The 23,338-nt window shown below is 70.0% G+C and carries 25 protein-coding genes and 1 tRNA gene; 6 read left to right on the top strand and 20 right to left on the bottom strand.

Going from position 1 to position 23,338, the window contains the following annotated elements; all coding sequences use genetic code 11:
* Positions 1 to 97 precede the first annotated feature (97 nt).
* A tRNA-Ser gene (locus HQQ88_RS15465) sits at positions 98 to 187 on the bottom strand.
* Between the two features lie 143 nt (positions 188 to 330).
* Here HQQ88_RS15465 and HQQ88_RS15460 point away from each other — a divergent pair.
* Both HQQ88_RS15460 and radA read left to right on the top strand, forming a co-directional pair.
* Positions 331 to 1,296: an SGNH/GDSL hydrolase family protein gene (locus HQQ88_RS15460; protein WP_133938706.1), complete on the top strand. Its 966-nt coding sequence runs from the start codon at positions 331 to 333 to the stop codon at positions 1,294 to 1,296.
* 10 nt (positions 1,297 to 1,306) lie between these two features.
* A complete protein-coding gene (radA, locus tag HQQ88_RS15455) occupies positions 1,307 to 2,668 on the top strand; it encodes a DNA repair protein RadA (RefSeq protein WP_173170104.1) in 1,362 nt (453 codons plus the stop codon).
* 4 nt (positions 2,669 to 2,672) lie between these two features.
* Here the strand turns inward: radA and HQQ88_RS15450 are convergent, their stop codons facing one another.
* Positions 2,673 to 3,056, bottom strand: coding sequence for an SseB family protein (locus HQQ88_RS15450; protein ID WP_133938701.1), 384 nt, complete (start codon positions 3,054 to 3,056; stop codon positions 2,673 to 2,675).
* Between the two features lie 281 nt (positions 3,057 to 3,337).
* On the opposite strand from HQQ88_RS15450, the gene HQQ88_RS15445 reads away from it, so the two are divergent.
* Complete coding sequence (locus HQQ88_RS15445; RefSeq protein ID WP_017887662.1) at positions 3,338 to 3,547, top strand: cold-shock protein; 210 nt, start codon at positions 3,338 to 3,340, stop codon at positions 3,545 to 3,547.
* A gap of 104 nt (positions 3,548 to 3,651) precedes the next feature.
* Here the strand turns inward: HQQ88_RS15445 and HQQ88_RS15440 are convergent, their stop codons facing one another.
* Complete coding sequence (locus tag HQQ88_RS15440) at positions 3,652 to 4,320, bottom strand: hypothetical protein (protein ID WP_173170103.1); 669 nt, start codon at positions 4,318 to 4,320, stop codon at positions 3,652 to 3,654.
* 64 nt (positions 4,321 to 4,384) lie between these two features.
* On the bottom strand, positions 4,385 to 4,927 hold the full coding sequence (locus HQQ88_RS15435) for an amino-acid N-acetyltransferase (RefSeq protein WP_173170102.1): 543 nt from the start codon (positions 4,925 to 4,927) through the stop codon (positions 4,385 to 4,387).
* A gap of 98 nt (positions 4,928 to 5,025) precedes the next feature.
* Here HQQ88_RS15435 and HQQ88_RS15430 point away from each other — a divergent pair, with 98 nt between their 5' ends.
* On the top strand, positions 5,026 to 5,478 hold the full coding sequence (locus HQQ88_RS15430) for an SRPBCC family protein (protein ID WP_131880931.1): 453 nt from the start codon (positions 5,026 to 5,028) through the stop codon (positions 5,476 to 5,478).
* Between the two features lie 84 nt (positions 5,479 to 5,562).
* Here HQQ88_RS15430 and HQQ88_RS15425 read toward each other — a convergent pair whose 3' ends face one another.
* Both HQQ88_RS15425 and HQQ88_RS15420 read right to left on the bottom strand, forming a co-directional pair.
* On the bottom strand, positions 5,563 to 8,082 hold the full coding sequence (locus tag HQQ88_RS15425; RefSeq protein ID WP_123294552.1) for an ATP-dependent Clp protease ATP-binding subunit: 2,520 nt from the start codon (positions 8,080 to 8,082) through the stop codon (positions 5,563 to 5,565).
* 222 nt (positions 8,083 to 8,304) lie between these two features.
* On the bottom strand, positions 8,305 to 8,781 hold the full coding sequence (locus HQQ88_RS15420) for a Clp protease N-terminal domain-containing protein (RefSeq protein ID WP_173170098.1): 477 nt from the start codon (positions 8,779 to 8,781) through the stop codon (positions 8,305 to 8,307).
* A gap of 70 nt (positions 8,782 to 8,851) precedes the next feature.
* On the opposite strand from HQQ88_RS15420, the gene HQQ88_RS15415 reads away from it, so the two are divergent.
* Positions 8,852 to 9,784 (top strand): NAD(+)/NADH kinase, encoded by a 933-nt coding sequence (locus tag HQQ88_RS15415; protein WP_111086944.1) that lies wholly within the window; start codon positions 8,852 to 8,854, stop codon positions 9,782 to 9,784.
* Positions 9,785 to 9,934: 150 nt separating this feature from the next.
* On the opposite strand, the gene HQQ88_RS15410 is transcribed toward HQQ88_RS15415, so the two are convergent.
* The 14 genes from HQQ88_RS15410 to tilS form a co-directional block, all read right to left on the bottom strand.
* Positions 9,935 to 10,993, bottom strand: coding sequence for a sigma-70 family RNA polymerase sigma factor (locus HQQ88_RS15410; protein WP_123294550.1), 1,059 nt, complete (start codon positions 10,991 to 10,993; stop codon positions 9,935 to 9,937).
* 378 nt (positions 10,994 to 11,371) lie between these two features.
* A complete protein-coding gene (locus HQQ88_RS19950; RefSeq protein WP_258373406.1) occupies positions 11,372 to 11,503 on the bottom strand; it encodes a hypothetical protein in 132 nt (43 codons plus the stop codon).
* A gap of 180 nt (positions 11,504 to 11,683) precedes the next feature.
* Positions 11,684 to 11,887, bottom strand: coding sequence for a hypothetical protein (locus HQQ88_RS15405; protein ID WP_111086942.1), 204 nt, complete (start codon positions 11,885 to 11,887; stop codon positions 11,684 to 11,686).
* Positions 11,888 to 11,916: 29 nt separating this feature from the next.
* Positions 11,917 to 13,443, bottom strand: coding sequence for a lysine--tRNA ligase (gene lysS, locus HQQ88_RS15400; protein ID WP_131922009.1), 1,527 nt, complete (start codon positions 13,441 to 13,443; stop codon positions 11,917 to 11,919).
* A gap of 217 nt (positions 13,444 to 13,660) precedes the next feature.
* Complete coding sequence (locus tag HQQ88_RS15395; RefSeq protein ID WP_165901135.1) at positions 13,661 to 14,353, bottom strand: Rossmann-like and DUF2520 domain-containing protein; 693 nt, start codon at positions 14,351 to 14,353, stop codon at positions 13,661 to 13,663.
* Positions 14,350 to 16,107, bottom strand: a complete 1,758-nt coding sequence (locus tag HQQ88_RS15390) for a PH domain-containing protein (RefSeq protein ID WP_173170097.1) — start codon at positions 16,105 to 16,107, stop codon at positions 14,350 to 14,352. The genes HQQ88_RS15395 and HQQ88_RS15390 overlap by 4 nt, the downstream gene beginning before the upstream one ends.
* 9 nt (positions 16,108 to 16,116) lie before the next feature.
* Complete coding sequence (locus tag HQQ88_RS15385; protein WP_111086938.1) at positions 16,117 to 16,638, bottom strand: PH domain-containing protein; 522 nt, start codon at positions 16,636 to 16,638, stop codon at positions 16,117 to 16,119.
* Between the two features lie 57 nt (positions 16,639 to 16,695).
* Positions 16,696 to 17,184 (bottom strand): DUF3180 domain-containing protein, encoded by a 489-nt coding sequence (locus HQQ88_RS15380; protein WP_173170095.1) that lies wholly within the window; start codon positions 17,182 to 17,184, stop codon positions 16,696 to 16,698.
* Complete coding sequence (gene folK / locus HQQ88_RS15375) at positions 17,181 to 17,738, bottom strand: 2-amino-4-hydroxy-6-hydroxymethyldihydropteridine diphosphokinase (RefSeq protein ID WP_173170093.1); 558 nt, start codon at positions 17,736 to 17,738, stop codon at positions 17,181 to 17,183. Before folK ends, HQQ88_RS15380 begins: the two co-directional genes overlap by 4 nt.
* On the bottom strand, positions 17,735 to 18,124 hold the full coding sequence (gene folB, locus HQQ88_RS15370; RefSeq protein WP_123294543.1) for a dihydroneopterin aldolase: 390 nt from the start codon (positions 18,122 to 18,124) through the stop codon (positions 17,735 to 17,737). The genes folK and folB overlap by 4 nt, the downstream gene beginning before the upstream one ends.
* Positions 18,121 to 18,987: a dihydropteroate synthase gene (gene folP, locus HQQ88_RS15365; RefSeq protein ID WP_173170091.1), complete on the bottom strand. Its 867-nt coding sequence runs from the start codon at positions 18,985 to 18,987 to the stop codon at positions 18,121 to 18,123. Before folP ends, folB begins: the two co-directional genes overlap by 4 nt.
* 9 nt (positions 18,988 to 18,996) lie before the next feature.
* Positions 18,997 to 20,985, bottom strand: coding sequence for an ATP-dependent zinc metalloprotease FtsH (ftsH, locus tag HQQ88_RS15360; protein ID WP_123294542.1), 1,989 nt, complete (start codon positions 20,983 to 20,985; stop codon positions 18,997 to 18,999).
* A gap of 135 nt (positions 20,986 to 21,120) precedes the next feature.
* Complete coding sequence (hpt, locus tag HQQ88_RS15355; RefSeq protein WP_111086933.1) at positions 21,121 to 21,672, bottom strand: hypoxanthine phosphoribosyltransferase; 552 nt, start codon at positions 21,670 to 21,672, stop codon at positions 21,121 to 21,123.
* A gap of 9 nt (positions 21,673 to 21,681) precedes the next feature.
* A complete protein-coding gene (gene tilS / locus HQQ88_RS15350; RefSeq protein ID WP_173170089.1) occupies positions 21,682 to 22,701 on the bottom strand; it encodes a tRNA lysidine(34) synthetase TilS in 1,020 nt (339 codons plus the stop codon).
* 64 nt (positions 22,702 to 22,765) lie between these two features.
* Here tilS and HQQ88_RS15345 point away from each other — a divergent pair, with 64 nt between their 5' ends.
* The gene (locus tag HQQ88_RS15345) at positions 22,766 to 23,257 is read left to right on the top strand and encodes an inorganic diphosphatase (protein WP_111086931.1); all 492 of its coding nucleotides are present in this window, start codon (positions 22,766 to 22,768) and stop codon (positions 23,255 to 23,257) included.
* Positions 23,258 to 23,338: the final 81 nt, after the last annotated feature.

Raw genomic sequence — 23,338 nt, 5'->3', positions numbered from 1 at the left:
GCTGCAGAGCGCCCCGGTCGCTCACGCCCTCGAGGGCGATCGGTGCTGCACTTGGAAATGCAGAAAACCCCCGCGTGAACGGGGGTTTTCTGAGAAGTGGCGGTACCGGTGGGATTTGAACCCACGGTGGAGTTGCCCCCACACATGTTTTCGAGACATGATCCTTCGGCCGCTCGGACACGGTACCGGGAAAGAGTTTACACGATCCGGGAGGCCCGTCACGCCACCCGACGTCGGCTCGCCCTCCACAGGCGGTCACCCCCAGGGCTCTTCCCACACCCACAGGCCGCCCACGTCGTCGACTCGGCCTGCGGGCGTACCGTCCACGGCATGAAGACCCGCACGCTCATCGCACTCCTGACGTCCGTCCTCGGTGGGGCCGGTGTCCTCGGGGCAGCCGCCGTCGGGGCCCGGGCCGGCGTCAAGGGCCAACGGGCGGCTGCGCAACGGGTGGTCGACATGCTGCCGATCCACGCCGACTGGTGGCACGAGCGACAGCAGCACGAGGGGCAGCTCCTGTACGTGGCGATCGGCGACTCGGCGGCGCAGGGCGTGGGCGCGACGGTGCCGTCCCGCGGGTACGTGGGCCTGTTGGCGCGACGGATCCGGCACCGTTCCCACGAGTCGGTGCGGGTCGTGAACCTGAGCGTCTCGGGCTCGACGACCTGGGGCGCCAAGCGCGACCAGTTGCCGAAGCTCCGGCAGTACACACCCGACATCTGCACGGTGTCGATCGGGGCGAACGACATCGCGGACTTCGACCCGGACAAGTTCGAGCGGAACATCCGGGCGATCTACGGCGCGGTGCCGTCGCACGCCGTGGTGGCCGAGCTGCCGTGCATGTTCGTGCCGGACCGTGAGCGCAAGGTGGCGGTGGCGAACGAGATCGTGCACCGTGTGGCCGCCGAGTTCGGGCTGACCGTGGCGCCGCTGCACACGATCACGAAGCGGGTCGGGGTCCGTCGCACGTTCTTCAACAGCTACGGCGACCTGTTCCACCCGAACGACCGGGGGTACGAGGTCTGGGCGAGCGCGTTCGAGCCGGCGGTCGACGCCCGGGTCGACACGGTCGCGGCGATCCGGCACTACCTCTCGGCGCGTGAGGCCGAGAACCTCGGGCGTGAGGCCGGGGCGGTCGCGAACGCTCGTGCCGAGCAGGACACCGACGGTGCCGAGGCACTCGACCACGCCAACCGACCGAATCCCGTCGAACGGATCCGCAACCGGATGACGGGGTCGATCGCCCTGCCCGACGAGCCGGTGCACCGCTCCGGCGATGTCGGCGGCACGGCCTAGCCTCGACGACATGGCGCGCCCGCAGTCCCTCTACCGATGCACCGAGTGCGGCTGGACCAGTGTCAAGTGGGTCGGCCGGTGCGGCGAGTGCCAGACCTGGGGCACGGTCGAGGACTCCTCGGCGGTCTCGGCGAGCACCCGGGGCACGGCGGCCGTCGCCGTCACCGGGGCCCGCGCGGCCCGCCCCATCACCGAGGCCCGAGGCACGACGGTGCAGCGCTGGCAGACCGGCATCGGCGAGTTCGACCGCGTGCTCGGCGGCGGGGTCGTCCCCGGCGCTGCGGTCCTGCTGTCCGGCGAACCCGGCGTGGGCAAGTCCACGCTGCTGCTCGAAGTCGCGTCGCGCGCGGCGGCGTCCGGCAAACGCGTCCTCTACGTCAGTGCGGAAGAGTCCGTCGACCAGGTCCGGCTCCGCGCCGAGCGTACCGGGGCGATGCACGACGACCTCTACCTGGCGAGCGAGGTCGACCTCGGCGTCATCATCGGCCAGATCGACCAAGTCAAGCCGGACCTGCTCATTGCCGACTCCGTGCAGACCATCTCGTCCAGCTCGATCGACGGCATCGCGGGTGGGACCTCCCAGGTGCGCGAGGTCGCCTCGACTCTGATCCGCATCGCGAAGGACCGCGCCCTCCCCGTCCTGATCGTCGGCCACGTCACGAAGGACGGCACGATCGCCGGGCCACGCCTGCTCGAGCACCTGGTCGACGTCGTCTGCCACTTCGAGGGCGACCGGCAGACCGCGCTCCGCTTCGTCCGGGCACTGAAGAACCGGTTCGGCCCCACAGACGAGGTCGGGTGCTTCGACATGGGCGGCGACGGCATCCACGAGGTCCCCGACCCCAGCGGCCTCTTCATGTCCAAGAACGCGACCCCGGTCTCCGGCACGTGCGTGACCGTGGCGCTCGAGGGGCGTCGGGCGCTCCCGGTCGAGGTCCAGGCACTCATCGTGCCGAGCTCCGCGCCGCAGCCCCGTCGGGTCGTGAACGGCGTCGATGCCTCACGCGTGGCGATGCTGCTCGCGGTGCTCGAGCGCCGAGCCGGCCTCAAGCTCTCCGATGCCGACGTCTACGTCTCGACGGTGGGCGGCATGAAGCTCACCGAACCCGGCGCCGACCTGGCGATCGCCCTGGCCCTGGCGAGTGCGGCACGTGACCGCCCGTACCCGCACACGCTCGCGGCCGTGGGCGAGATCAGCCTGGCGGGCGAGATCCGTCCGGCCACGGGGACCAAGCAGCGGGTGAACGAGGCGAGCCGACTCGGCTTCACGACGGTCCTCGGCGCCGACTCCGGGCATCTGCGCGAAGCACTCCGCGTGGCGTTCTCCATGACGCAGTCCGACCGCGAGCGCGAACTCGACCGCGCGTTCTGATCGCCTAAGCGCGCAATGCGGCCAGCAGGTCCCCCGGGGTCGCCTGCATGGTGTTCGGCCCGGCGATGTCGAAGAACACGCCCTCGAGCATGTCCAGGTGGGCGGCGAGGAACTCCTCGAGCCGCGGTCCGTCGTAGACCATGACCTGCCGGATCTTCTCGTCCGGCACCATCGCCGTGTAGGCGTCAGCCGACGAGAACAGCAGCAGGATGCGCTTCTCGGAGCCTTCGCGCCCGAAGACCCGCACCTGCATGTCCTTCTTGCCGGTCACAAGCCGGGGGACGATCACGATGTCGTTGCGCAGCGCGAACGCCACCGCAGCGACGTCCTGCTTCGCGAGGGCTTCCTCGAGCTGTTCGCTCCGGAAGCGCTGTTCCTTGTCTGCCATCTGAGCAATTCCACCAGATTTTCGTCGTTCAGTGACGCACGGGTAGCCAGTCGGCCCTGAGCACGCTAGCCTGATGGAACCGCTTCGGCGGCGCTCAACGTTCGAGCGAGGTGGTTTGCCCCTCAACTCGGACTACCAGGGTCACTGGCCATCAGGCCTGACCCCGAACCCGTCCCGCCGGCACCTGCCCGCGTGGCGCATCACCCCCGTCGACGTACGTCGGGGCTCCGCAGGTGCGATCGCACCATGGCGGAACGCAAGAAAGCTAAGGAAACGCCATCATGGCATCTACCGGTACCGTCAAGTGGTTCAACAACGAAAAGGGCTTCGGCTTCATCGCCCCGGACGACGGAAGCGCTGACGTCTTCGCGCACTTCTCAGCGATCGCCGGCAACGGCTACAAGTCGCTGGAGGAGAACCAGAAGGTGGAGTTCGACATCACCGAGGGCCGCAAGGGCCCGCAGGCGGAGAACATCACCGTCCTCGGCTGATCACATCAGCTTCGAACGGCCCCGTCGTCCTCTGGACGGCGGGGCCGTTTGCTGTCCCCAGAGTCGCCCGCGCCCTGGGACCGCCAGCCCACGCGACGCCCGGGCTACTGCAGGATGAACTGCACCGAGGCCTTCGACTCGAGGTTCCCCACCGCGACCTGCAAGTGGTAGCTCGCCCCGTCGGCCGAGACCGCCGGGCGGGACGCATCGCACGTCGTGGTGGACGACCGGGTGCGGTCCCAGGCGATCGCGGGCGTGGTCAGGGTCTGCCCGGACTTGATCGTGACGTCCTGGTTCGTGCCGCCGGTCTGGCAGTCCTTCGACGACCAGTACTGCTCCTCGCCCGAGCTGATCGTCAGGACCTGCTGCGCTGACCCGAGGTCGAGGTGGCACGAGTTCGTGCCGGTGTTCTTGATCGACATGGCGATCTTCGGGTCTTCGGTGGGGCCGTACGCCTCCTTGTCGAGCACGGGCGTCAGGACGACCTGGTCCTTGCTGCACGTCGACCCGTCGGCAGCGCCGGACCCAGACGCCGACGCAGATGCCGACGCCGAACGGGACGGGGCAGCGGACGAAGCACCACCGGCCGAAGCCGAAGTCGAGGCGGACGGCGAGGACGTGGGCGCTGCCGTCGGCGTCGACGCGCTCCCTCGTCCGACGACGATGAGCACGATCACCACGACGATGATCACGAGTGCGCCGAGCACGGCTGCACGACGGCGCCAGTACACGACCGGCTTCTCGGGCCCGACGGGGTGGCGCAACGACGACATGCGCACAGGGTAGACAACCGCGGATGCCCGGTGCGGGACCCCCGCCGGGTGCCGCGCGAAAGCGTCAGAGGATCTTCAGCATGCGGGTGTTGCCGAGGGTGTTCGGCTTGACCCGGGCGAGGTCGAGGAACTCCGCGACCCCTTCGTCCGACGACCGGACCAGCTCGGCGTAGACCGCCGGTTCGACGACCTGCTCGCCGATCTCCAGGTACCCGTGCTTCGCGAAGAAGTCGACCTCGAACGTCAGGCAGAAGATCCGCGCGACGCCGAGTTCACGGCCGTCGTGTTCGAGCGCCTCGAGCATCCGGTGTCCGACGCGCTTGTGGATCCAGTCGGCGTCGAGGGCGAGCGTGCGCACCTCGGCGATGTCGTCCCAGAAGACGGCGAGGGCACCACAGCCGATCGGGACGCCGTCGGGACCCTCGGCGATCCGGAACTGCTGGATCGAGCCGTAGAGCGCGACGTTCTCCTTGCCGAGCAGGATGCGCCGGTCGACGTAGGGGGCGATGAGCCGCTGGATGTGCGGGACGTCTGAGGCGAGTGCCGGACGCACCAGGATCCCGTGCTCGTCACGTTCGTGGAACGCGTGCTTCCCGTGCTCTGTCATCCCGACAACCATAGCCGCGCGTAGACGAGCGGCAGCCGACCGCTCCGGGGGACATGCCGCTGTACTGCGCCCAGGCGCGGCCGCCTACCGTCCACACCATGCCTCAGATCATCGAAACCGTCGACGTCAACGTCCCCGTCTCCGCAGCGTACGGTCAGTGGACCCGCTTCGAGGAGTTCCCGCACTTCCTCGACGAGGTCGAGAAGATCGTCCAGGTCGACGACAAGACCACCGACTGGACCGTGAAGGTCGCCGGCCAGGAGCGCGAGTTCCGCGCCGTCATCACCGAGCAGCACCCCGACGAGCGGGTCGCCTGGGCCGTCAAGGACGGCGAGACCGACCACGCCGGCGTCGTCACCTTCCACAAGCTCTCCGACGACGAGACGCGTGTGACCGCGCAGATCGACTGGGAGCCGTCCGGCTTCCTCGAGAAGCTCGGCGCCGCGGTCGGCGTCGGTGGCCACGCCATCAAGAAGGACCTGCAGAACTACAAGGAGCGCGTCGAGTCGGCTCCGACCGACACGGGCTGGCGCGGCGACGTGCAGGCGTGATCACGGCCTGACACGTCCGCACACGGACAGACGGGAGGCCCGGTGCCAGCTGGCACCGGGCCTCCCGTCTGTCTTGTGTCGGGTCTAGGACTCGATCTCACCCTGGGGGGCGTCGGTCGCGGTCTCGACCGCGGCTGCGCCGGCGAGGACCTCTTCGCGGCCCGGCTGACGCCCGGTCTCGAAGTGGAACGCACCGTCGACGAAGTCGACCTTGACGTGGTCACCGGCGGTGAGCTCACCCTGCAGGATGTGCTCGGACAGCTGGTCCTCGACCTCGTGCTGCATCGCGCGACGCAGCGGGCGTGCACCGAGGGACGGGTCGAACCCGACCTTGATGAGCTGCTCCTTGGCGGGGAGGGTGAGCTCCACCGTCATGTCGCGGTCGAGCAGACGGTCGGCCAGGCGCTTCACGAACAGGTCCACGATCTGCAGCAGCTCGGGCTGCGACAGCTGCGGGAACACGATCGTGTCGTCGACGCGGTTGAGGAACTCCGGCTTGAAGTGCTTCTTGAGCTCCTCGTTGACCTTGCCGCGCATGCGGTCGTAGCCGACGGCCGAGTCACCCTCGACCTGGAAGCCCACCGGGCCACCGGCGATGCCCTGCGAACCGAGGTTCGTGGTCATGATGATGACGGTGTTCTTGAAGTCGACCACGCGGCCCTGACCGTCGGTGAGACGGCCTTCCTCGAGCACCTGCAGCAGCGAGTTGAAGATGTCCGGGTGGGCCTTCTCGATCTCGTCGAACAGGACCACGGAGAACGGCTTGCGGCGCACCTTCTCGGTGAGCTGGCCGCCCTCCTCGAACCCGACGAACCCGGGAGGGGCACCGAACAGACGCGAGACGGTGTGCTTCTCGCCGAACTCCGACATGTCGAGGGAGATCAGTGCGCCCTCGTCGTCGAACAGGAACTCGGCGAGCGCCTTGGCGAGCTCGGTCTTGCCGACGCCCGTGGGCCCGGCGAAGATGAACGAGCCCGAGGGGCGGTTCGGGTCCTTCAGACCGGCACGGGTCCGGCGGATGGTCTTGGACAGGGCCGAGATGGCTTCTTCCTGACCGATGACCCGCTGGTGCAGTGCCTTCTCCATGAAGACGAGACGCGAGGTCTCCTCTTCGGTGAGCTTGAACACCGGGATGCCCGTGGCCTGCGCCAGGACCTCGGCGATGATGCCCTCGTCGACGGTGCCGGACGCGGCGACGTCACCGGCACGCCACTGCTTCTCGAGGCGGAGACGCTCGCCCAGGAGCTTCTTCTCCTCGTCGCGCAGGCTGGCTGCCTTCTCGAAGTCCTGCTCCTCGATGGCGGCTTCCTTCGACCCACGGACCGTCGAGATCTTCTCGTCGAACTCGCGGAGCTCCGGGGGCGCCGACAGGATCGAGAGACGCAGGCGTGCGCCGGCCTCGTCGATCAGGTCGATGGCCTTGTCCGGCAGGAAGCGGTCCTGCACGTAGCGGTCCGCAAGGTTGGCGGCCGAGACGATCGCACCGTCGGTGATGGACACCTTGTGGAACGCCTCGTACTTGTCGCGCAGGCCCTTGAGGATGTTGATCGTGTGCGGCAGCGACGGCTCGTTGACCTGCACCGACTGGAAGCGACGCTCGAGTGCTGCGTCCTTCTCGAAGTGCTTGCGGTACTCGTCGAGCGTGGTGGCACCGATGGTCTGGAGCTCACCGCGGGCGAGGAGGGGCTTGAGGATCGAGGCGGCGTCGATCGCACCTTCGGCAGCACCGGCACCGACGAGCGTGTGGATCTCGTCGATGAAGACGATGATGTCGCCGCGGGTGCGGATCTCCTTCGTGACCTTCTTCAGGCGCTCCTCGAAGTCACCGCGGTAGCGGGAACCGGCGATGAGCGATCCGAGGTCGAGCGAGTAGAGCTGCTTGTCCTTCAGCGTCTCGGGCACGTCGCCCTTGACGATCGCCTGGGCGAGGCCCTCGACGACGGCGGTCTTGCCGACGCCGGGCTCACCGATCAGGACGGGGTTGTTCTTGGAGCGGCGGGAGAGGATCTGCATGACCCGCTCCATCTCCTTCTCGCGCCCGATGACGGGGTCGAGCTTGCCGTCGCGCGCGGCCTGGGTGAGGTTGCGACCGAACTGGTCGAGGACCTGCGAACCCTGCTGCGCGTTCTGCTGCTGCTCGCCGCCGACGGCGACCGCTTCCTTGCCCTGGTAGCCGGACAGGAGCTGGATGACCTGCTGGCGGACCCGGTTGAGGTCGGCGCCGAGCTTCACGAGCACCTGGGCTGCGACGCCCTCGCCCTCGCGGATCAGGCCGAGCAGGATGTGCTCGGTACCGATGTAGTTGTGGCCGAGCTGCAGCGCTTCGCGCAGGGACAGCTCGAGCACCTTCTTGGCACGCGGCGTGAACGGGATGTGCCCGGTCGGCTGCTGCTGACCCTGGCCGATGATGTCCTGGACCTGCTCACGGACGGCGTCGAGCGAGATGCCGAGCGACTCCAGCGCCTTGGCAGCAACGCCCTCGCCCTCGTGGATCAGGCCGAGGAGGATGTGCTCGGTGCCGATGTAGTTGTGGTTGAGCATCTTCGCTTCTTCTTGAGCGAGGACGACAACCCGACGGGCTCGGTCGGTGAATCTCTCGAACATGTGCTCTCCCTTGGCCCTTTCTGACGGAGCCGACAGCTGGTCCGGTCTCGTCTGAGTCCGGTCACGTACTCCGAGAGTAACCAGCGCTCCCCGTGCGGGCTGCCCCTGTTCGCCGTGGGCGTGACCTCACTGCGCGATGTGCGCAGTGAGCGAACGGAACAGACGACGGGAGGCCCGTGGCGGCGTCCGCCACGGGCCTCCCGTCTGGTGTTCCGTCGCGTCTCAGGCGCGGCGCGCTGCCCGGCGCAGGGCACGCCGGAAGCGGCGCGGCTCGACGCCCAGGGCGTCGAGGACGTCGTGCGCCGAGCCCATGAACGGGTCGTCGACGCCGTCGAGGACGGCCAGCACGACGTACACCGGGCGGACGCGCTCGGCCGGACCGGCGAGGACGACTGCTCGTGCGAGGACCCGGGCGGCCGCCGGGGTGCAGGCGACCCGGTCGTGCTCGTCGGGGCACGCGGCCCGCGCACCGACGAAGACGCTGATCTCGGAGCGGACGGCTTCGGGGCTGACCCCGTGCGCCTCGAGGACCGGGCGGAACCGGGGCATCCCGTTGCAGAGCGTGACGGCGGCGAGCAGGAGGTGCTCCGCGTCGACGAAGCCGAAGCCAGTCTCGTGGGACTCGAGGTCGGCGAGCAGCACGATCTCGCGACCCTGCCGGACGGTGGGGAGGGCGACGGACAGCTGAGCGATCTGCATGTATTCAGAATATCGCATGCGATGCCAATTGAACAGCCCTCGGTTCAGCGCGGCTCGGTACCATCCGGTCATGGATCAGCCCGTCGTCGGCCTCGTCGTCCACCCGACCAAGAACGTGCAGGAGTCCGTCACGACCCTGCAGCGATGGAACGCGTCCGGCCGGGGCGAGCTCGTCGCCCGCCGAGCCGATGCACAGCGGATCGGCGGGGGCATCACCGCGGTGGAGGACGACGACTTCACCGCACGCGTCGACCTCGTCGTGGCCCTCGGCGGCGACGGCACCATGCTCGGCGCGATGCGACTCGTGGCGAAGCGCCCGGTCCCGGTGCTCGGCGTGAACTACGGCAACGTCGGGTTCCTGGTGGAGATCGAACCGCCGGAGCTCGAAGCCGCGCTCGACCGACTGTCAGCCGGCGAGTACCAGCTCGAGCCGCACCACGCGCTCGAGGCCCGCCTGTCCTGGAGCGGCGCGCGCACTGACTACCTGGCCTTCAACGACCTGACGATCGTGCGGCGCCCCGGTTCCGGCCAGGTGTCGGCGGACCTCAGTGTCGGCGGGCTCGGCTACGGCTACTACCGCGCCGACGCCATCGTCGCCGCGACCCCGGCCGGCTCTACCGCGTACAACTACGCCGCGGGTGGCCCGGTGCTCTCCCCCGCACTCTCCGGGTCCGTCGTCACCCCCGTCGCCCCGATGGCGGGCATCGACCGCGCCGTGGTGCTCGCCGCCCGCGAGCGCTACCGGTTCGACATCGCCGAGGGCACCAGGAGCGCCGCACTCGAGGTCGACGGGCTCGTCGTCGGCGAGGTCGCCACCGGAGCGCAGATCGACGTCCGACTCCGCAAGGACGCCGGCAGCGTCGTGCGACTCGACGCCGAACGGCACGGACGCACCGGACGGGTGAAGCTGAGCCTGCTCGACCTGCCGGTCCGGCCCGACCAGCTCATCGAGCTGATCCCGAGCGACCTGCGGCAGAAGCTCGGGCGCGAACTCGACCAGTAGCGGTCCCGGCAGGCGTCCGGTGCACACGAACGTGAATGGCCCGCTCGAGCAGTGCTCGAGCGGGCCTTCCCATCACCCCACCGGATCGTCTTCCCACAGACCGACCCGGGTTCCCCTGCCGGCGCGAGCGCCGGCCGAAGCCTGCTGACCTCAGTCGGTCAGGTACAGCTGCATGTCCTGCGAGACCGCCTTGGCGAACAGACGCAGCTTGGCGCGCGACTCCACCCGGCTGACGGCCTGGCGGGTCGTGTGCACGATCTTCGAGATCTCGTCGAGCGTCATCGGCTTGTCGTCGTCGAGGCCGTAGCGCATGCGGATCACGTTGGCTTCCTCGCTCGGCAGCTCGGCGACGATCGAACGGATGTCGCGGTGCAGGAGCGTGGTCTCGGTGAGCTCGTTCGGGGACGCAGCGTCCTCGTCCTCGATGAAGTCACCGAGCTCGCTGTCGTCCGAGTCGCCGACCACCGTGTGGATCGAGACCGGCTCGTGCGAGCGGCCCTTGAGGTCGACGAGCTCTTCCACCGTCATGCTCAGCTCGGCGGCGACCTCGTCGGGCATCGGCGCACGGCCGAGGTCGACGGTCAGGTCGCGCTCGGTGCGGGAGATCTTGTTGATCAGCTCGACGGTGTGGACCGGGATGCGGATCGTGCGGGCCTTGTCGGCGAGACCACGCGAGATCGCCTGGCGGATCCACCAGGTGGCGTAGGTCGAGAACTTGTAGCCCTGCGTGAAGTCGAACTTCTCGACCGCACGGACCAGGCCGAGGTTGCCCTCCTGGATGACGTCCATGAACGGCAGGCCACGCTGCGAGTAGCGCTTCGCGATGCTGACGACCAGACGGAGGTTCGAGGTGATCATGCGCTCCTTGGCGCGCTCACCGTCGCGGACGAGCCAGCGGAGTTCGCGCTGCAGGGTCTTCGCGAGGCCCTTCTCGGTGGCGAGCTTCTCTTCCGCGAACAGGCCGACCTCGATGCGACGGGCGATCTGCGCTTCTTCCTCGGCGGTGAGGAGCGAGAGGCGACCGATGTGGCGCAGGTAGTCGCCGACCTGGTCGACGGAGGCACCGCGGACGCCAGCGAGCTGCTCGTCGGCCTCGACCTCGGTGTCGAGGGAGGTCGTCGCGGACTCGGCGCCCTGGGTCTTCGATGCCGCTGCCTTCTTCGTGGTGGCGCGGCGGGTGGTGCTCGGTGCAGCCGGTGCGATCGTCATGGTGTTGCTCCCTGCGTTCGGCGGTGATGGCTTCGTGCGGTGGTGCTGGGGGTGTTGCTTCTGGGTGCTGCTTGGGGTGTTCACGAGTAAAGCGGTCCGGAGGTGTACCCCACAAACCGATCGGAATGATTCTCAGGCATCTCCGTGCTTCGTCATCGAAACCGTCCCCCGTGGGGTACAGCGATGCTGCCAGTGTGGTCCCCCGAACTGCCGCGGATCAAGGGTATGACGTGATGTTTCCGGCGTTGCAGGAGTGTTTCTCACGCGTTTCCGAACCTGTACCCCGCACCGCCGCGCCTTCCGGACATGCAAAAGGGGTACGTCCGGCCGGATCGATGCGATCCGGTGGTCGTACCCCGAAAACCGAGTGGGTGGGGGTCACCAGGAGGGTTCGAGCCACCCGTCCCGGCGCTTGGACGCCTCGAGGTCGGCGTCTCGGTCGAACTCGTCGTACTCGCTCTCGATGTCACCGACGAGGCTGCGACCCGTGAAGGGGTGTGTGGTTGCCATGCGGACGATGCTCACCCCGGCGCGCGACGGCGAGGTGAACGGCGCGTGACCGGTCGAGGGCGCACAGCCGTCGAGCGGGCACAGCCGTCGAGGGGGCGCGGACGTTGGAGGGGCACAGACGTCGAAGGCCGCCGCCCACGACGGGGCGACGGCCTTCGGACAGAACTGGGTCGGGCGGCGCTACTCGGCCGAGGCCGGTGCCGGCGCGGGGACGCCGTGCTCGCGCTCGAACCGGGCACGCTCCTCGGCCTCGACCTTGGCGTACGCGGCACGCTCGGTGCGGTCGGCCCGCATGATGGCGCGCATCACGAACCAGAAGATGAGGCCGACGACGATGGTCGGCGTCAGGGCGAAGATGATCCCGGTCACGACTCCATGCGGCACCGGAGCATCGTACCCCGGGGAACCGGGTCTTACTTGACCAGGGGGAAGAGGATCGTCTCGCGGATGCCGAGGCCGGTGATCGCCATGAGCAGGCGGTCGACGCCCATGCCCATGCCACCCGACGGCGGCATCGCGTGCTCGAGGGCCCGCAGGAACTCCTCGTCGACGCGCATCGCCTCGGGGTCGCCGCCGGCTGCGAGCTTCGCCTGCTCGACGAAGCGCTCCCGCTGCACGACCGGGTCGACGAGCTCGGAGTACGCCGTCGCGAGCTCGAAGCCGCGGACGTACAGGTCCCACTTCTCGACGATGCCCGGTCGGGTGCGGTGCTCGCGGGTGAGCGGCGAGGTGTCGACCGGGAAGTTCATCACGAACGTCGGGCGGTCGAGCGAGTCGATCACGAAGTGCTCCCAGAGCTCTTCGACGTACTTGCCGTGCGTGGCGTGCGCGACCTCGACGCCCTCGGCAGCGGCGAGCTCCTGCAGCTCGGACAGCGGGGTCTCCGGGGTGATCTCGCGACCGGCTGCCTCGGACAGCGAGCCGTACATGTCGATGCGCGGCCACTCGCCGCCGAGGTCGTACGTGCTGCCGTCGGGCAGGGTGACCTCGAGCGAGCCGCCGGTCACGGCCCGCGCAGCGCGCTGCACGAGCTCCTGCGTCAGGTCGGCCATCTGCTCGTAGTTGCCGTACGCCTGGTACGCCTCAACCATCGCGAACTCGGGCGAGTGCGACGAGTCGGCACCCTCGTTGCGGAAGTTCCGGTTGATCTCGAACACCCGGTCGATGCCGCCGACGACCGCGCGCTTCAGGAAGAGCTCGGGCGCGATGCGCAGGAAGAGCTCGGTGTCGAAGGCGTTCGAGTGGGTCACGAACGGACGTGCCGAGGCGCCACCGTGCTGGGTCTGCAGCATCGGCGTCTCGACCTCGAGGTACTCGTGCTCGGTGAAGGTCTGGCGGAGCGAGGACATCACGGCGGCACGCGCGCGGACGGTGGCGCGTGCTTCGTCGCGGACGATGAGGTCGAGGTAGCGCTGGCGGACCCGCGTCTCCTCGTTCAGTTCGTTGTGCAGGTTCGGCAGCGGCAGGATCGCCTTCGCCGCGATCGCCCACTCGTCGACCATGATCGACAGCTCACCCCGCCGCGAGGAGATCACACGGCCGTGTACGAACACGTGGTCGCCGAGGTCGACGAACTCCTTCCAGCGCGCGAGGGACTCGTCTCCGACCTCGGCCAGGGACACCATCGCCTGGATGCGGGAGCCGTCGCCGGACTGCAGCGACGCGAAGCAGAGCTTGCCGGTGTTGCGCGAGAACACGATGCGGCCGGCGACACCGACGACGTCCTGCGTCTCCTCGCCGGTCTCGAGGTGCGCGTACTGGTCGCGGACCGCCGGGATCGTCGTCGTGATCGGGAGCTCGGCGGGGTACGCCTCGATGCCCGATTCGAGGAGCTTCGCCCGCTTGTCGAGCCGGACCTGTCGCTGCTCGCTGGTCTCCTGCTCGGCCAGTGCGGCGGCGTCGGCGATCGCGGTGTCGGTGGTGGCGGTCTCGTCGGTCATGCGGGTGCGGCTCCGATGGTCGTGGGGGTCGGGGGAAATGCTACCCGCGCCGCGTGCCCGCCCCCGAACCGTGCCCGGACGGGTCCCCTCGACTGGTCACGACTCCCCGCCGGCACGGCGCCGACCGGTCACGTTCCGTCGGCAGGAGCGCTGCGGGCCGACGGTTCGTGACCGCTCGGCGGAACTGAGCGGGGCGTCGTGACCGACCGCCATGCCCCTACAGCGTGGACTGCCCGTCGGCGGCCGTCAGTGCGTTGTCGACGGCGGAGCGGACGAGCGCACCGAGCACCCGGCCGGGGTGGTCGACGCCGATGCCGGAGAGCGTGCCCGCCGACTGGTCCACGATCGCGGTCGAGAAGCTCACAGCGGCGCGGACGGCGTCGGCGTAGGCGGGCCGGTCCCCCTCGGCGATGACGAACGGCTCCGCGCCCATCTCGACCACCAGGGCCTGCGCGATGGGCAGGACGGGCGACGGTGCGGTCACCGCGCAGTAGGCGTCACGCAGCCGGGACAGGTCGACGCTCGTGCCCGTGAACGCCATCGCGGGGTGGATGGCGAGGGGGATCGCGCCGGCCGCCATCGCTGGGGCGAGGATGCCGACGCCGTGGTCCGGGCTGGTGTGCACGACGAGCTGTCCGGGCTGCCAGATGCCGGCGTCCGCCAGGCCCTGCACGAGCGAGGCCAGCTGGTCGTCCGGCACCGCGAGCAGGACGAGTTCGCTCCGCTCGACCAGGTCCGGCGTCGCGAGCACGGGAGCGCCGGGCAGCATCGCCTCGGCACGGTCACGGCTCTCGGCGGACACGGCGGTCACCCCGACGACCGCGTGCTCCGCGTTCGCGAGTGCGGCGCCGAGCACGGGTCCGACCCGTCCGGCACCGACGACGCCGACGCCGAGGCGCCCGGCCCTCATCGGACGGCCCCGGTGGGCGGCACGTCGCTCCACCCCGGTCCGGGAGGCACGGTGCCGGGCCGGTGGTCGCCGTCGGGTCCGGCAGGGGCTCCGGTCCCGGGCCACGGCACGTCCGCAGCGTGCCTGGCGGACTCGGGACGGGCCTCCCGTTCGCGCCACCGGTGGGACGTGTCGACCGCAGCGGCCTCGACGGCGCGCTGGGTGGTCTCGGACCACAGACGCTGCGCGTCCCGCGCGTCGAGCGCACCGACGCGGGCCGAGACGGGCCCGGCGACGGTGTGCACGTGGACGGCGGCGAGCCGCAGGGCACGCTCGAGCGGACCCTGCTCGACCTTGACGCTCTGCACCCGGGGCAGCGGCACGATGACGAGCGACCGCCAGACGGCGCCGAGCCGGAGCAGCACCGCACCCTGCACGAACCGGTACCCGTTGCGTCGGAACGCGAACGGCCGGAGCCAGGCGCCGCGGCGCGGGGAGTGCACGAAGCCGCCCTGGTCGCCGCTCGTGGTGAGGCTGTCGTCGACGACGCTGACGGCCTCGGCGGAGCCTTCCCGCAGGGCCTCCTGCGAGGCCTCGGGGCCCGCGACGGCAGTGCCGACCAGGCCGGGCAGGATGATGTCGAGGACCTCGCGGACGTCGGCCGCGGTGCCGACGGGCAGCACGATGGCGGAGGCCTGCTGGTTGCTCGACGCCCCGTTGCCCGCGTTCGTCGCCCGGTTGATCCGGACGTCCCACCAACCGAACGGGCGCCAGAGCAGCGGCTGCGCGACGCTGACGGCGTGGATGCGGCCGGGGGGCAGTGTCTCGTTCGAGGTCGAGACGAGCCCGAACCCGATCCGGATGCCGTCGCGGGTCTCGGCGATCGTGTACTGCAGCGACCGCGAGAACTTGCGGACGTAGTAGCTGCCCGCACCGATCACCGCGGGGAACAGGCCGAACAGGATCCCGTACTCGCCGGTGAGCGCGACGCTGACGATCATCGCCGCCACGGCCAGCAGGATGAAGACGGTGGTGCCGGAGAGCAGCATCGACGCGATCAGCCGGCCGGGCTTCACCTTGACGATCCGGGTGGCCTGCACCGCGGCGGGGTCGAGCTCGGGCGAGAACATCTCGTCGACGCGGTCCTGCAGCACACCGTTCGACGCGCGCGCCGGACCACTGCCACGGTCGTCGTCCTTCGCACCCGAGGCGAGCACGAGGATGCGCAGCCGCAGGTCGTCCGCGGCCTTCACCCCGAGGTAGGCGAGCTGCACGTTGGCGTCGTTGCCGGCCTGGGCGATCTCGAGCTTCGCCGTGCCGAACACCCGCGGGATGAGCGGACGCGAGATGTTGATGCCCTGGATCCGGTCGAGCCGGGCCTTGCGGTGGTTCCGGAACAGCACGCCCGAGCGGACCTCGACGATCTCGCCGGTGACCCGGAACTCGTGCATGCGCCAGGACAGGTAGAAGAGCCCGATCAGCACGAGCAGGAACACCGCGACGCCGAGCAGCACCCAGCCGACGACGCCGTGCTCGTAGACGTAGCGGACGGGGTCGCCGTCCTGCTGCTCGCCGCCCGGGATGAAGAACTCGACGAGCTGGTCGCGCAGGCTGTTCAGCACGTAGCCGAGGATGACGATCAGGAAGATCCCGCCCTTGAGCAGCGGGGTCAGCGGGTGCAGGCGGTGCCACTCGCCGTCGGTCAGGGGCGCGGCGGCGGCGGCGTTCCCGCGCGTGGGCGGGGCGGGCGGCGGCGGGCCGGGTCGGAAGGTCACCGCGACCCCCTACAGCCCGGCGCGGCGGGACTCGGCGAGCTCGACGAGCCGGTCGCGCAGTTCGTCGGCGTCGGTCGCGGGGATGCCGGGGATGCGGACGTTCGTGGCGGCCGCGGCGGTCACGAACTTCAGCTCGCTCATGCCGAGCGCCCGGTCGAGCGGACCGCGCGCCACGTCGACGAGCTGCATGCGCCCGTAGGGCACCGCCGTGAAGCGCTGCCACATCAGGCCGCGGCGGACCACCAGGTCGTCGTCGCGCAGGGCGTAGCCGATCGCACGGACCCGGCGGGGCGTCAGCGCCGCGGTGACGAGCGTGATGACGAGCACCACGATGCCGATGAGCAGCCAGACCGTTCCGGCGCCCGAGCCGAAGCCGTCGTTCACGATCCCGATCAGGACCAGACCGGCGGTCACCACGAGGCCGATCACCAGGGTCGTGATGAGTTCGGTCCACACGAGCTTCGCGGACACCCTGGTCCAGTCGATGCCGGTCAGGCCGAGGCCCGGCTCGTCGAGTCGTTCACGCGCCATCGCGGGCCTCCAGTGGTGTGCTCGGGTCAGTTCGCCGTCGTGCGGGGTGCGCTCGGGTCAGTTCGCCGTCGTGCCGTTCCGGGGGTCGCCCGGCTCGTCGTCGTCGCTCGGAGGAGCGATGCACATGCGCTCTGCCACGAGTGCGCAGACCGTCAGCACGATCCCGCCCCCGACGGCGACCACGTTCGGCAGGGTCGAGCCTAGCGAAGGCGTCACCGAGCGGGTCAGGAGGTACACGACCAGGCCGATCGCGAAGCCGCCGAACAGGGCGCCGCAGATGCTCGAGGCCTTCGCCAGCACCACCACGCGCGTGGCGTAGAGCGGGTCGACCGGGCGCTGCCGGCCGGCGCCCTCGCGGGCGTGCCGGCGGACGGGACGTGCCATGAGCACGACGGCGACGCCGATGAACGCGAGCGTGATGCCGAGCGGCACGGCGAGCAGGAGCGTCGGCGACTGTCGCGACGCGAGCACCGCGTCGAACGCGAAGCCCGCCACCGCGGTCACGACGGCGATGCTCAGCAGGGTGGAGAGACGGGTCGGCTTCACGGCTGGGTCACGTTCCCTTCGGTGGTGGCCCGGGAGGCGCGGGGCACGTCCGCGAACAGGCGCGGCTCGTCGACGCGCTCGGTGTCGTCCCCTACGTCGGCGAGCAGGTCGGCCACCGGTCCGGCGCCGGGCAGGACGGCCGCGGGGTCTGCGTCGAGCCACGGTGCGAGCACGAACGCGCGCTCGGCGGCACGGGGGTGCGGGACGGTGAGCGTGGCGGTGGCGATGCGCAGGTCGTCGACGGCGACGACGTCGAGGTCGAGGGTCCGGTCGCCCCAGCGGACGTCGCGGGTGCGGCCGTGCTCGTCCTCGATGCCGTGCAGTGCGTCGAGGAACGCCTGCGGCTCGAGGTCGGTGTCGACGACCACGACGGCGTTGCGGTACCGCGGCTTGGTGTCGTCGCGGCCGTCCAGGGTGACGGCGACGGACTCGACCTCGTGGCTCGACGCCACCGGGTGGACCCCGGGCAGCGCGGCGACCGCTCGGGCGGCGGCGCGGAGGGTGCTCCCCCGGTCACCGAGGTTGGCGCCGAGCGCGACGACGACGCGGCTCACTCTTCTTCCTCGTCCGGCACGGTCGCCCCGCGGGCACGGCGGATGGTGATCGAGACGTCCGTGAACGGCACGGTGATGGGTGCCTGCGGCTTGTGCACGGTGACCTCGGTCGCCAGGGCCGCACGGTGGGTGAGCACCGCGGCCGCGATGCGCTCCGCGAGGGTCTCGATCAGGTCCACCGGGTCGCGTTCGATCTCGGCGACGACCTGCTCGGCGAGCACGCCGTAGTGCACGGTGGCGTCGAGGTCGTCGCTGCCCGAGGCCGCGCGGGCGTCGAGCTCCACGGCGACGTCGACGACGAAGTCCTGACCGTCGGCTCGTTCGTGGTCGAAGACCCCGTGGTGGCCGCGGGCGCGGACCCCGACGAGGCGGATGGTGTCGTTCACGAGCGAGCTGCCCTCCAGGCGTCCCAGACGTCGAGCACGGCACGGGTCGGTGCCGGGTCGTGCACGCGCACCCCCCACGCGCCGCGTTCGGCGGCGAGCAGGCTGATGGCGGCGGTGGCGAGGTCGCGGTCCTTCGGCGGGGCGCCCTCGGGGCTGCCCACTCCGTCCAGGAACCGCTTGCGTGATGCGGCGACGAGCACCGGCAGGCCGATCGAGGCGAACCGCTCGTAGCCGGCCAGGATCTCCCAGTTCTGCACGCCCTGCTTGGCGAAGCCGAGGCCCGGGTCGATCACGACCTGCTCCTGGCGCACCCCGAGGACGATGAGCTCGGCGACCCGCATCTCGACCTCGCGACGGACCTCGTCGACGGCGTGCACGTACTCGGCGTTGCGGTACATCCGGTCGCTGTGACCACGCCAGTGCATGACCACGAACCCGGCCCCGGTCGACGCGACCACACGGGCCATGTCCGGGTCGGCCAGGCCGCCGGACACGTCGTTGACGATCGCGGCGCCGAGTTCGACGGCCTGTTCGGCAGTCGAGGCGTTCATCGTGTCGACGCTCACCGGGATGCCCTCGGCGACGAGCTGCCGGACGACCGGCAGGACGCGTTCCTGCTCGACCGGCACCGGCACGCGCTCCGAGCCCGGCCGGGTCGACTCCCCACCGACGTCGATGATGTCGGCGCCCGCGGCGACGAGGTCACGCGCGTGCTGCACGGCGGCGTCGTAGGCCTGGTGCAGCCCGCCGTCGCTGAACGAGTCGGGCGTCACGTTGAGGATGCCCAACACGCGCGTGCGGTCCGGTGTCGGACCGCCGCGGGTGTCGAGCCGACGAGCACGTCTCGTCGGCAGGTCGGTCATGCCGGCCCCCTACGCCGGGGCGATACCCGGGTTGCCGAAGGGGCGACGACGGGGCTTCGAGGTCGACTCGCTGTCCGACTGGTCCGCTGCGGTGGCGGCGGCCTGCCCGGGCACGTCGATCGCGGGCAGGTTGCTCACCGGACGCTTGTCGCTGGAGAGCCACTGCGGGCGCTCCGGCAGCTTGCGGACGTCCTTGAAGATCTCCACGAGCTCCGGGGCGTCGAGCGTCTCCTTCTCGAGGAGCTCACCGGCCAGGCGGTCGAGGATGTCGCGGTTGTCGTTGAGCACCTGGTAGGCCTCGTTGTGCGCGGCCTCGAGCAGCGCACGGGTCTCGGCGTCGACGGTCTGGGCGATGTTCTCCGAGTAGTCGCGCCCGGTCCCACCGCTCATGTCACGGCCGACGAACGGCTCGCTCGACCCGGAGCCGAGCTTCACGGACCCGACGGCCTGGCTCATGCCGTACTCGGTGACCATCTTGCGAGCGGTGCCGGTGGCCTTCTCGATGTCGTTCGAGGCGCCGGTGGTGGGATCGTGGAACACGATCTCCTCGGCGACGCGTCCACCCATGGCGTAGGTGAGCTGGTCGAGCAGCTCGTTGCGGGTGACCGAGTACTTGTCCTCGAGCGGGAGCACCATCGTGTACCCGAGGGCACGGCCGCGCGGAAGGATCGTGATCTTCGTGACCGGGTCGGTGTGCCGCATCGCCGCTGCCGCCAGGGCGTGGCCGCCCTCGTGGTACGCGGTGATCAGGCGTTCCTGGTCGGACATGATCCGGGTCCGACGCTGCGGGCCCGCCATCACGCGGTCGACGGCCTCGTCCAGCGCGCGGTTGTCGATGAGCTGCGCGTTCGACCGCGCGGTGAGCAGCGCGGCCTCGTTCAGGACGTTCGCCAGGTCGGCGCCGGTGAAGCCCGGCGTCTTGCGGGCGAGCAGCTCCAGGTCGACGCTCGCGGCGAGCGGCTTGCCCTTCGCGTGCACCTCGAGGATCTGCTTGCGGCCGGCCATGCCCGGGGCGTCGACACCGATCTGGCGGTCGAAGCGGCCCGGACGCAGGAGCGCGGGGTCGAGCACGTCGGGACGGTTCGTCGCGGCGATGAGGATGACGTTCGTCTTGCCGTCGAAGCCGTCCATCTCGACGAGCAGCTGGTTGAGCGTCTGCTCGCGCTCGTCGTTGCCGCCGCCGATGCCGGCACCGCGGTGCCGACCGACGGCGTCGATCTCGTCGATGAAGACGATGGCCGGCGAGTTCGCCTTGGCCTGCTCGAAGAGGTCACGGACACGACTCGCACCGACACCGACGAACATCTCGACGAAGTCCGAACCGGAGATCGAGTAGAACGGCACGCCCGCTTCGCCGGCGACGGCGCGGGCGAGCAGGGTCTTGCCGGTTCCGGGAGGGCCGTACAGCAGCACGCCCTTCGGGATCTTGGCGCCGACGGCCTGGAACTTCGCCGGCTCCTTCAGGAACTCCTTGATCTCGTGGAGTTCCTCGATCGCCTCGTCCGAGCCCGCGACGTCGGCGAACGACACCTGCGGGTTCTCCTTGTTGTTGATCTTGGCCTTCGACTTGCCGAACTGCATGACCTTCGAGCCGCCGCCCTGGGCGCTCGAGAGCAGGAACCAGAACAGGGCACCGATGATCAGGAAGGGGAGCAGGACGCCGAGGAGCGACAGGAACCAGTTGCCCGTGTTCACGTGGTCGTCGTAGCCCTTGGGCAGGTTGGCGTCGTTGACGGCCTGGATGACCTCTTCGCCACGGGGCGTGGAGTAGTAGAACTGCTCCTGCTTGTCGCCGTCGCGGGTGATCATGTCGACCCGCTGCTCGGTGGAGTTGACGATGACGGACGAGATCTTGCCGTCGGCGAGCTGCTCGAGGCCCTTCTGGGTGCTGACCTCGGTCGTGCTGCCCTGGCTGATGACGCTCCAGCCGATGAAGATGCCCGCCAGCGCGATCAGCACGTAGAGGTACGGGCCGCGGAAGATGCGCTTGAAGTTCATGTGATCCGGGCGCGAGTGCCCGACACCTTTCTCTGCCGAAGTTGCGTGCAGGTCAGCATACGGCCGCGATTCTGTGGCGAGAATGGGTGTCCTCTGCGGGCGAACTCAACCCGAGGCAAGTACCCCCTGGACGGGTTACGAGTACACGTGCGGCGCCAGGACGCCGACACCGCGCAGGTTCCGGTAGCGCTCGTCGTAGTCGAGGCCGTAACCGACCACGAACTCGTCGGGGATGTCGAAGCCCACGTACTTGACGTCGACCTCGACCTTGGCGGCCTCGGGCTTGCGCAGCAGGGCGACGATCTCGACGCTCGCGGCACCGCGGGACTGCAGGTTCTGCTTGAGCCAGGACAGCGTCAGACCGGAGTCGATGATGTCCTCGACGATGAGGACGTCGCGGCCGTGCAGGTCGGTGTCGAGGTCCTTGAGGATCCGCACCACACCGGACGACTTCGTGCCGGAGCCGTACGACGACACCGCCATCCAGTCCATCCGCGCCTGCATCTTGAGGTGCCGCGAGAAGTCGGCCATCACCATGACGGCACCCTTCAGGACACCGACGAGCAAGGGGTCGCGGCCCGCGTAGTCGGCGTCGACGACCGCCGCGAGTTCGGCGAGCTTGTCGTCGATCTGCTCGGGGGTGAAGAGGACTTCGGACAGGTCTGCCTGGACGTCGGAGAGTTCCACCGGTCCAGCCTAACCGGCACTGAACGACAGGCGGTCACCGGATCGCGACGCCCGGACGCCCGGCAGGTCGATCGGCCCCTGTCCGCTCCAGTCCGTGACGAGCCGGCAGACCTCGAGCGTCTGCACGCGCGACAGCGTCACGCCGAACTCGCTCTCCACCGCCAGGCGCACGAGTCGCTGCCGGAGTGCCGGCGGGTTCGCCCCGAGCGCCCGGACGGACAGCGAGATGCCGGCCTCGGAGTGCTCGGCGATGTCCTCCGCCATCTCCTCGGCGAAGTGGTCGAGTGCCGCCGAGTCCTCGCGCAGCTGGTCGGCCGTCCGCGCCAGCGCCTCGGGCACCCCCGCACCGAGCTCGCGCTCGAGCACCGGCATGAGGGTGTTCCGCACGCGGACACGGGCGTACGCCGCGTCGTCGTTCTGCGGGTCGTGCCACGGCGCCAACCCGGCGGCGGCGCACGCCTGCCGCGTCGCGTGCCGACGCACGGTGAGCAGCGGGCGGCCGTAGGCCGGCCCCTGGTCGCGCCGTGCGAGCGGCAGCATGCCCGACAGGCTGTCCGGACCGCTGCCGCGCAGCAGGCCCAGCAGCACCGTCTCGGCCTGGTCGTCCAGGGTGTGTCCCAACAGCACGAGATGCGACCCGGTGGCGGACGCGACCTCGGCGATCGACGCGTGGCGGGCCTCCCGGGCGGCGCCCTCCGGACCACCATCGGAGCCGACCGCGACCCTGCGGACCTCGACCGGGTCCAGACCCAGCTCGGATGCCTGCCGGGAGGCGCGGCTCGCGACCGCCTCGGAGCCCGCCTGGAGCGCGTGGTCGACGACCACTGCCCCGGCTCGGAGCCCCTGCTTGCCCGCCTCGAACGCGGTGGCCGCGGCGAGCGCGAGCGAGTCCGGTCCGCCGCTCAGCGCGACCAGCACGAGGTCACCCGCGGTGACGACGCCGTCGTCGAGCGCGGTGGCGAGCAGGTCGCGGACCGCCAGGCGGGTCTCGGCGACGGCAGGGTCCAGCCGGGGACGCGGAGAGTTCACCCGGTAACGTTAGCCGCGCTCTCGGGACCACCGACAGCCCCACCGACACACCAGGAGTACAGACATGGCCGCGTACGACGTCGTCGTCGAGATCCCCAAGGGCAGCCGCAACAAGTACGAGGTGGACCACGAGACCGGTCGTGTCTACCTCGACCGCGTGCTGTTCACGTCGTTCGTCTACCCGACCGACTACGGCTTCTTCGAGAAGACCCTGGCCGACGACGGCGACCCCGTGGACGCGCTGCTGCTCCTCGAGTTCCCGACGTTCCCCGGCGTGGGCGTCAAGGTCCGTCCGGTCGGCGTCTTCAAGATGAGCGACGAGGCCGGCAAGGACGAGAAGGTCCTCGTGGTCCCCGCGAAGGACCCGCGCTGGACGCACATCCAGGACATCTCGGACGTCGACGAGCAGACGAAGGCCGAGATCGCGCACTTCTTCGAGCGCTACAAGGACCTCGAGCCGAACAAGTGGGTCAAGGCCGAGGGCTGGGGCGACGCCGCCGAGGCCGAGGCGATCGTGCAGGCCGGCCAGGCCGCGTACGTGCCCGCTGGTCACTGACGCTTCCTGACGCCGAACGGCGCCCGCTCTCCATCGGAGGGCGGGCGCCGTTCTGTGTCCGGGGTTGCTTTGCCGGGCGGG

The sequence above is a fragment of the Curtobacterium sp. VKM Ac-2861 genome, assembly GCF_013204965.1.
GTDB lineage: Bacteria > Actinomycetota > Actinomycetes > Actinomycetales > Microbacteriaceae > Curtobacterium.
Note: the sequence above shows the minus strand (reverse complement) of the source record. Positions and strands in the feature narration are given on the sequence as shown.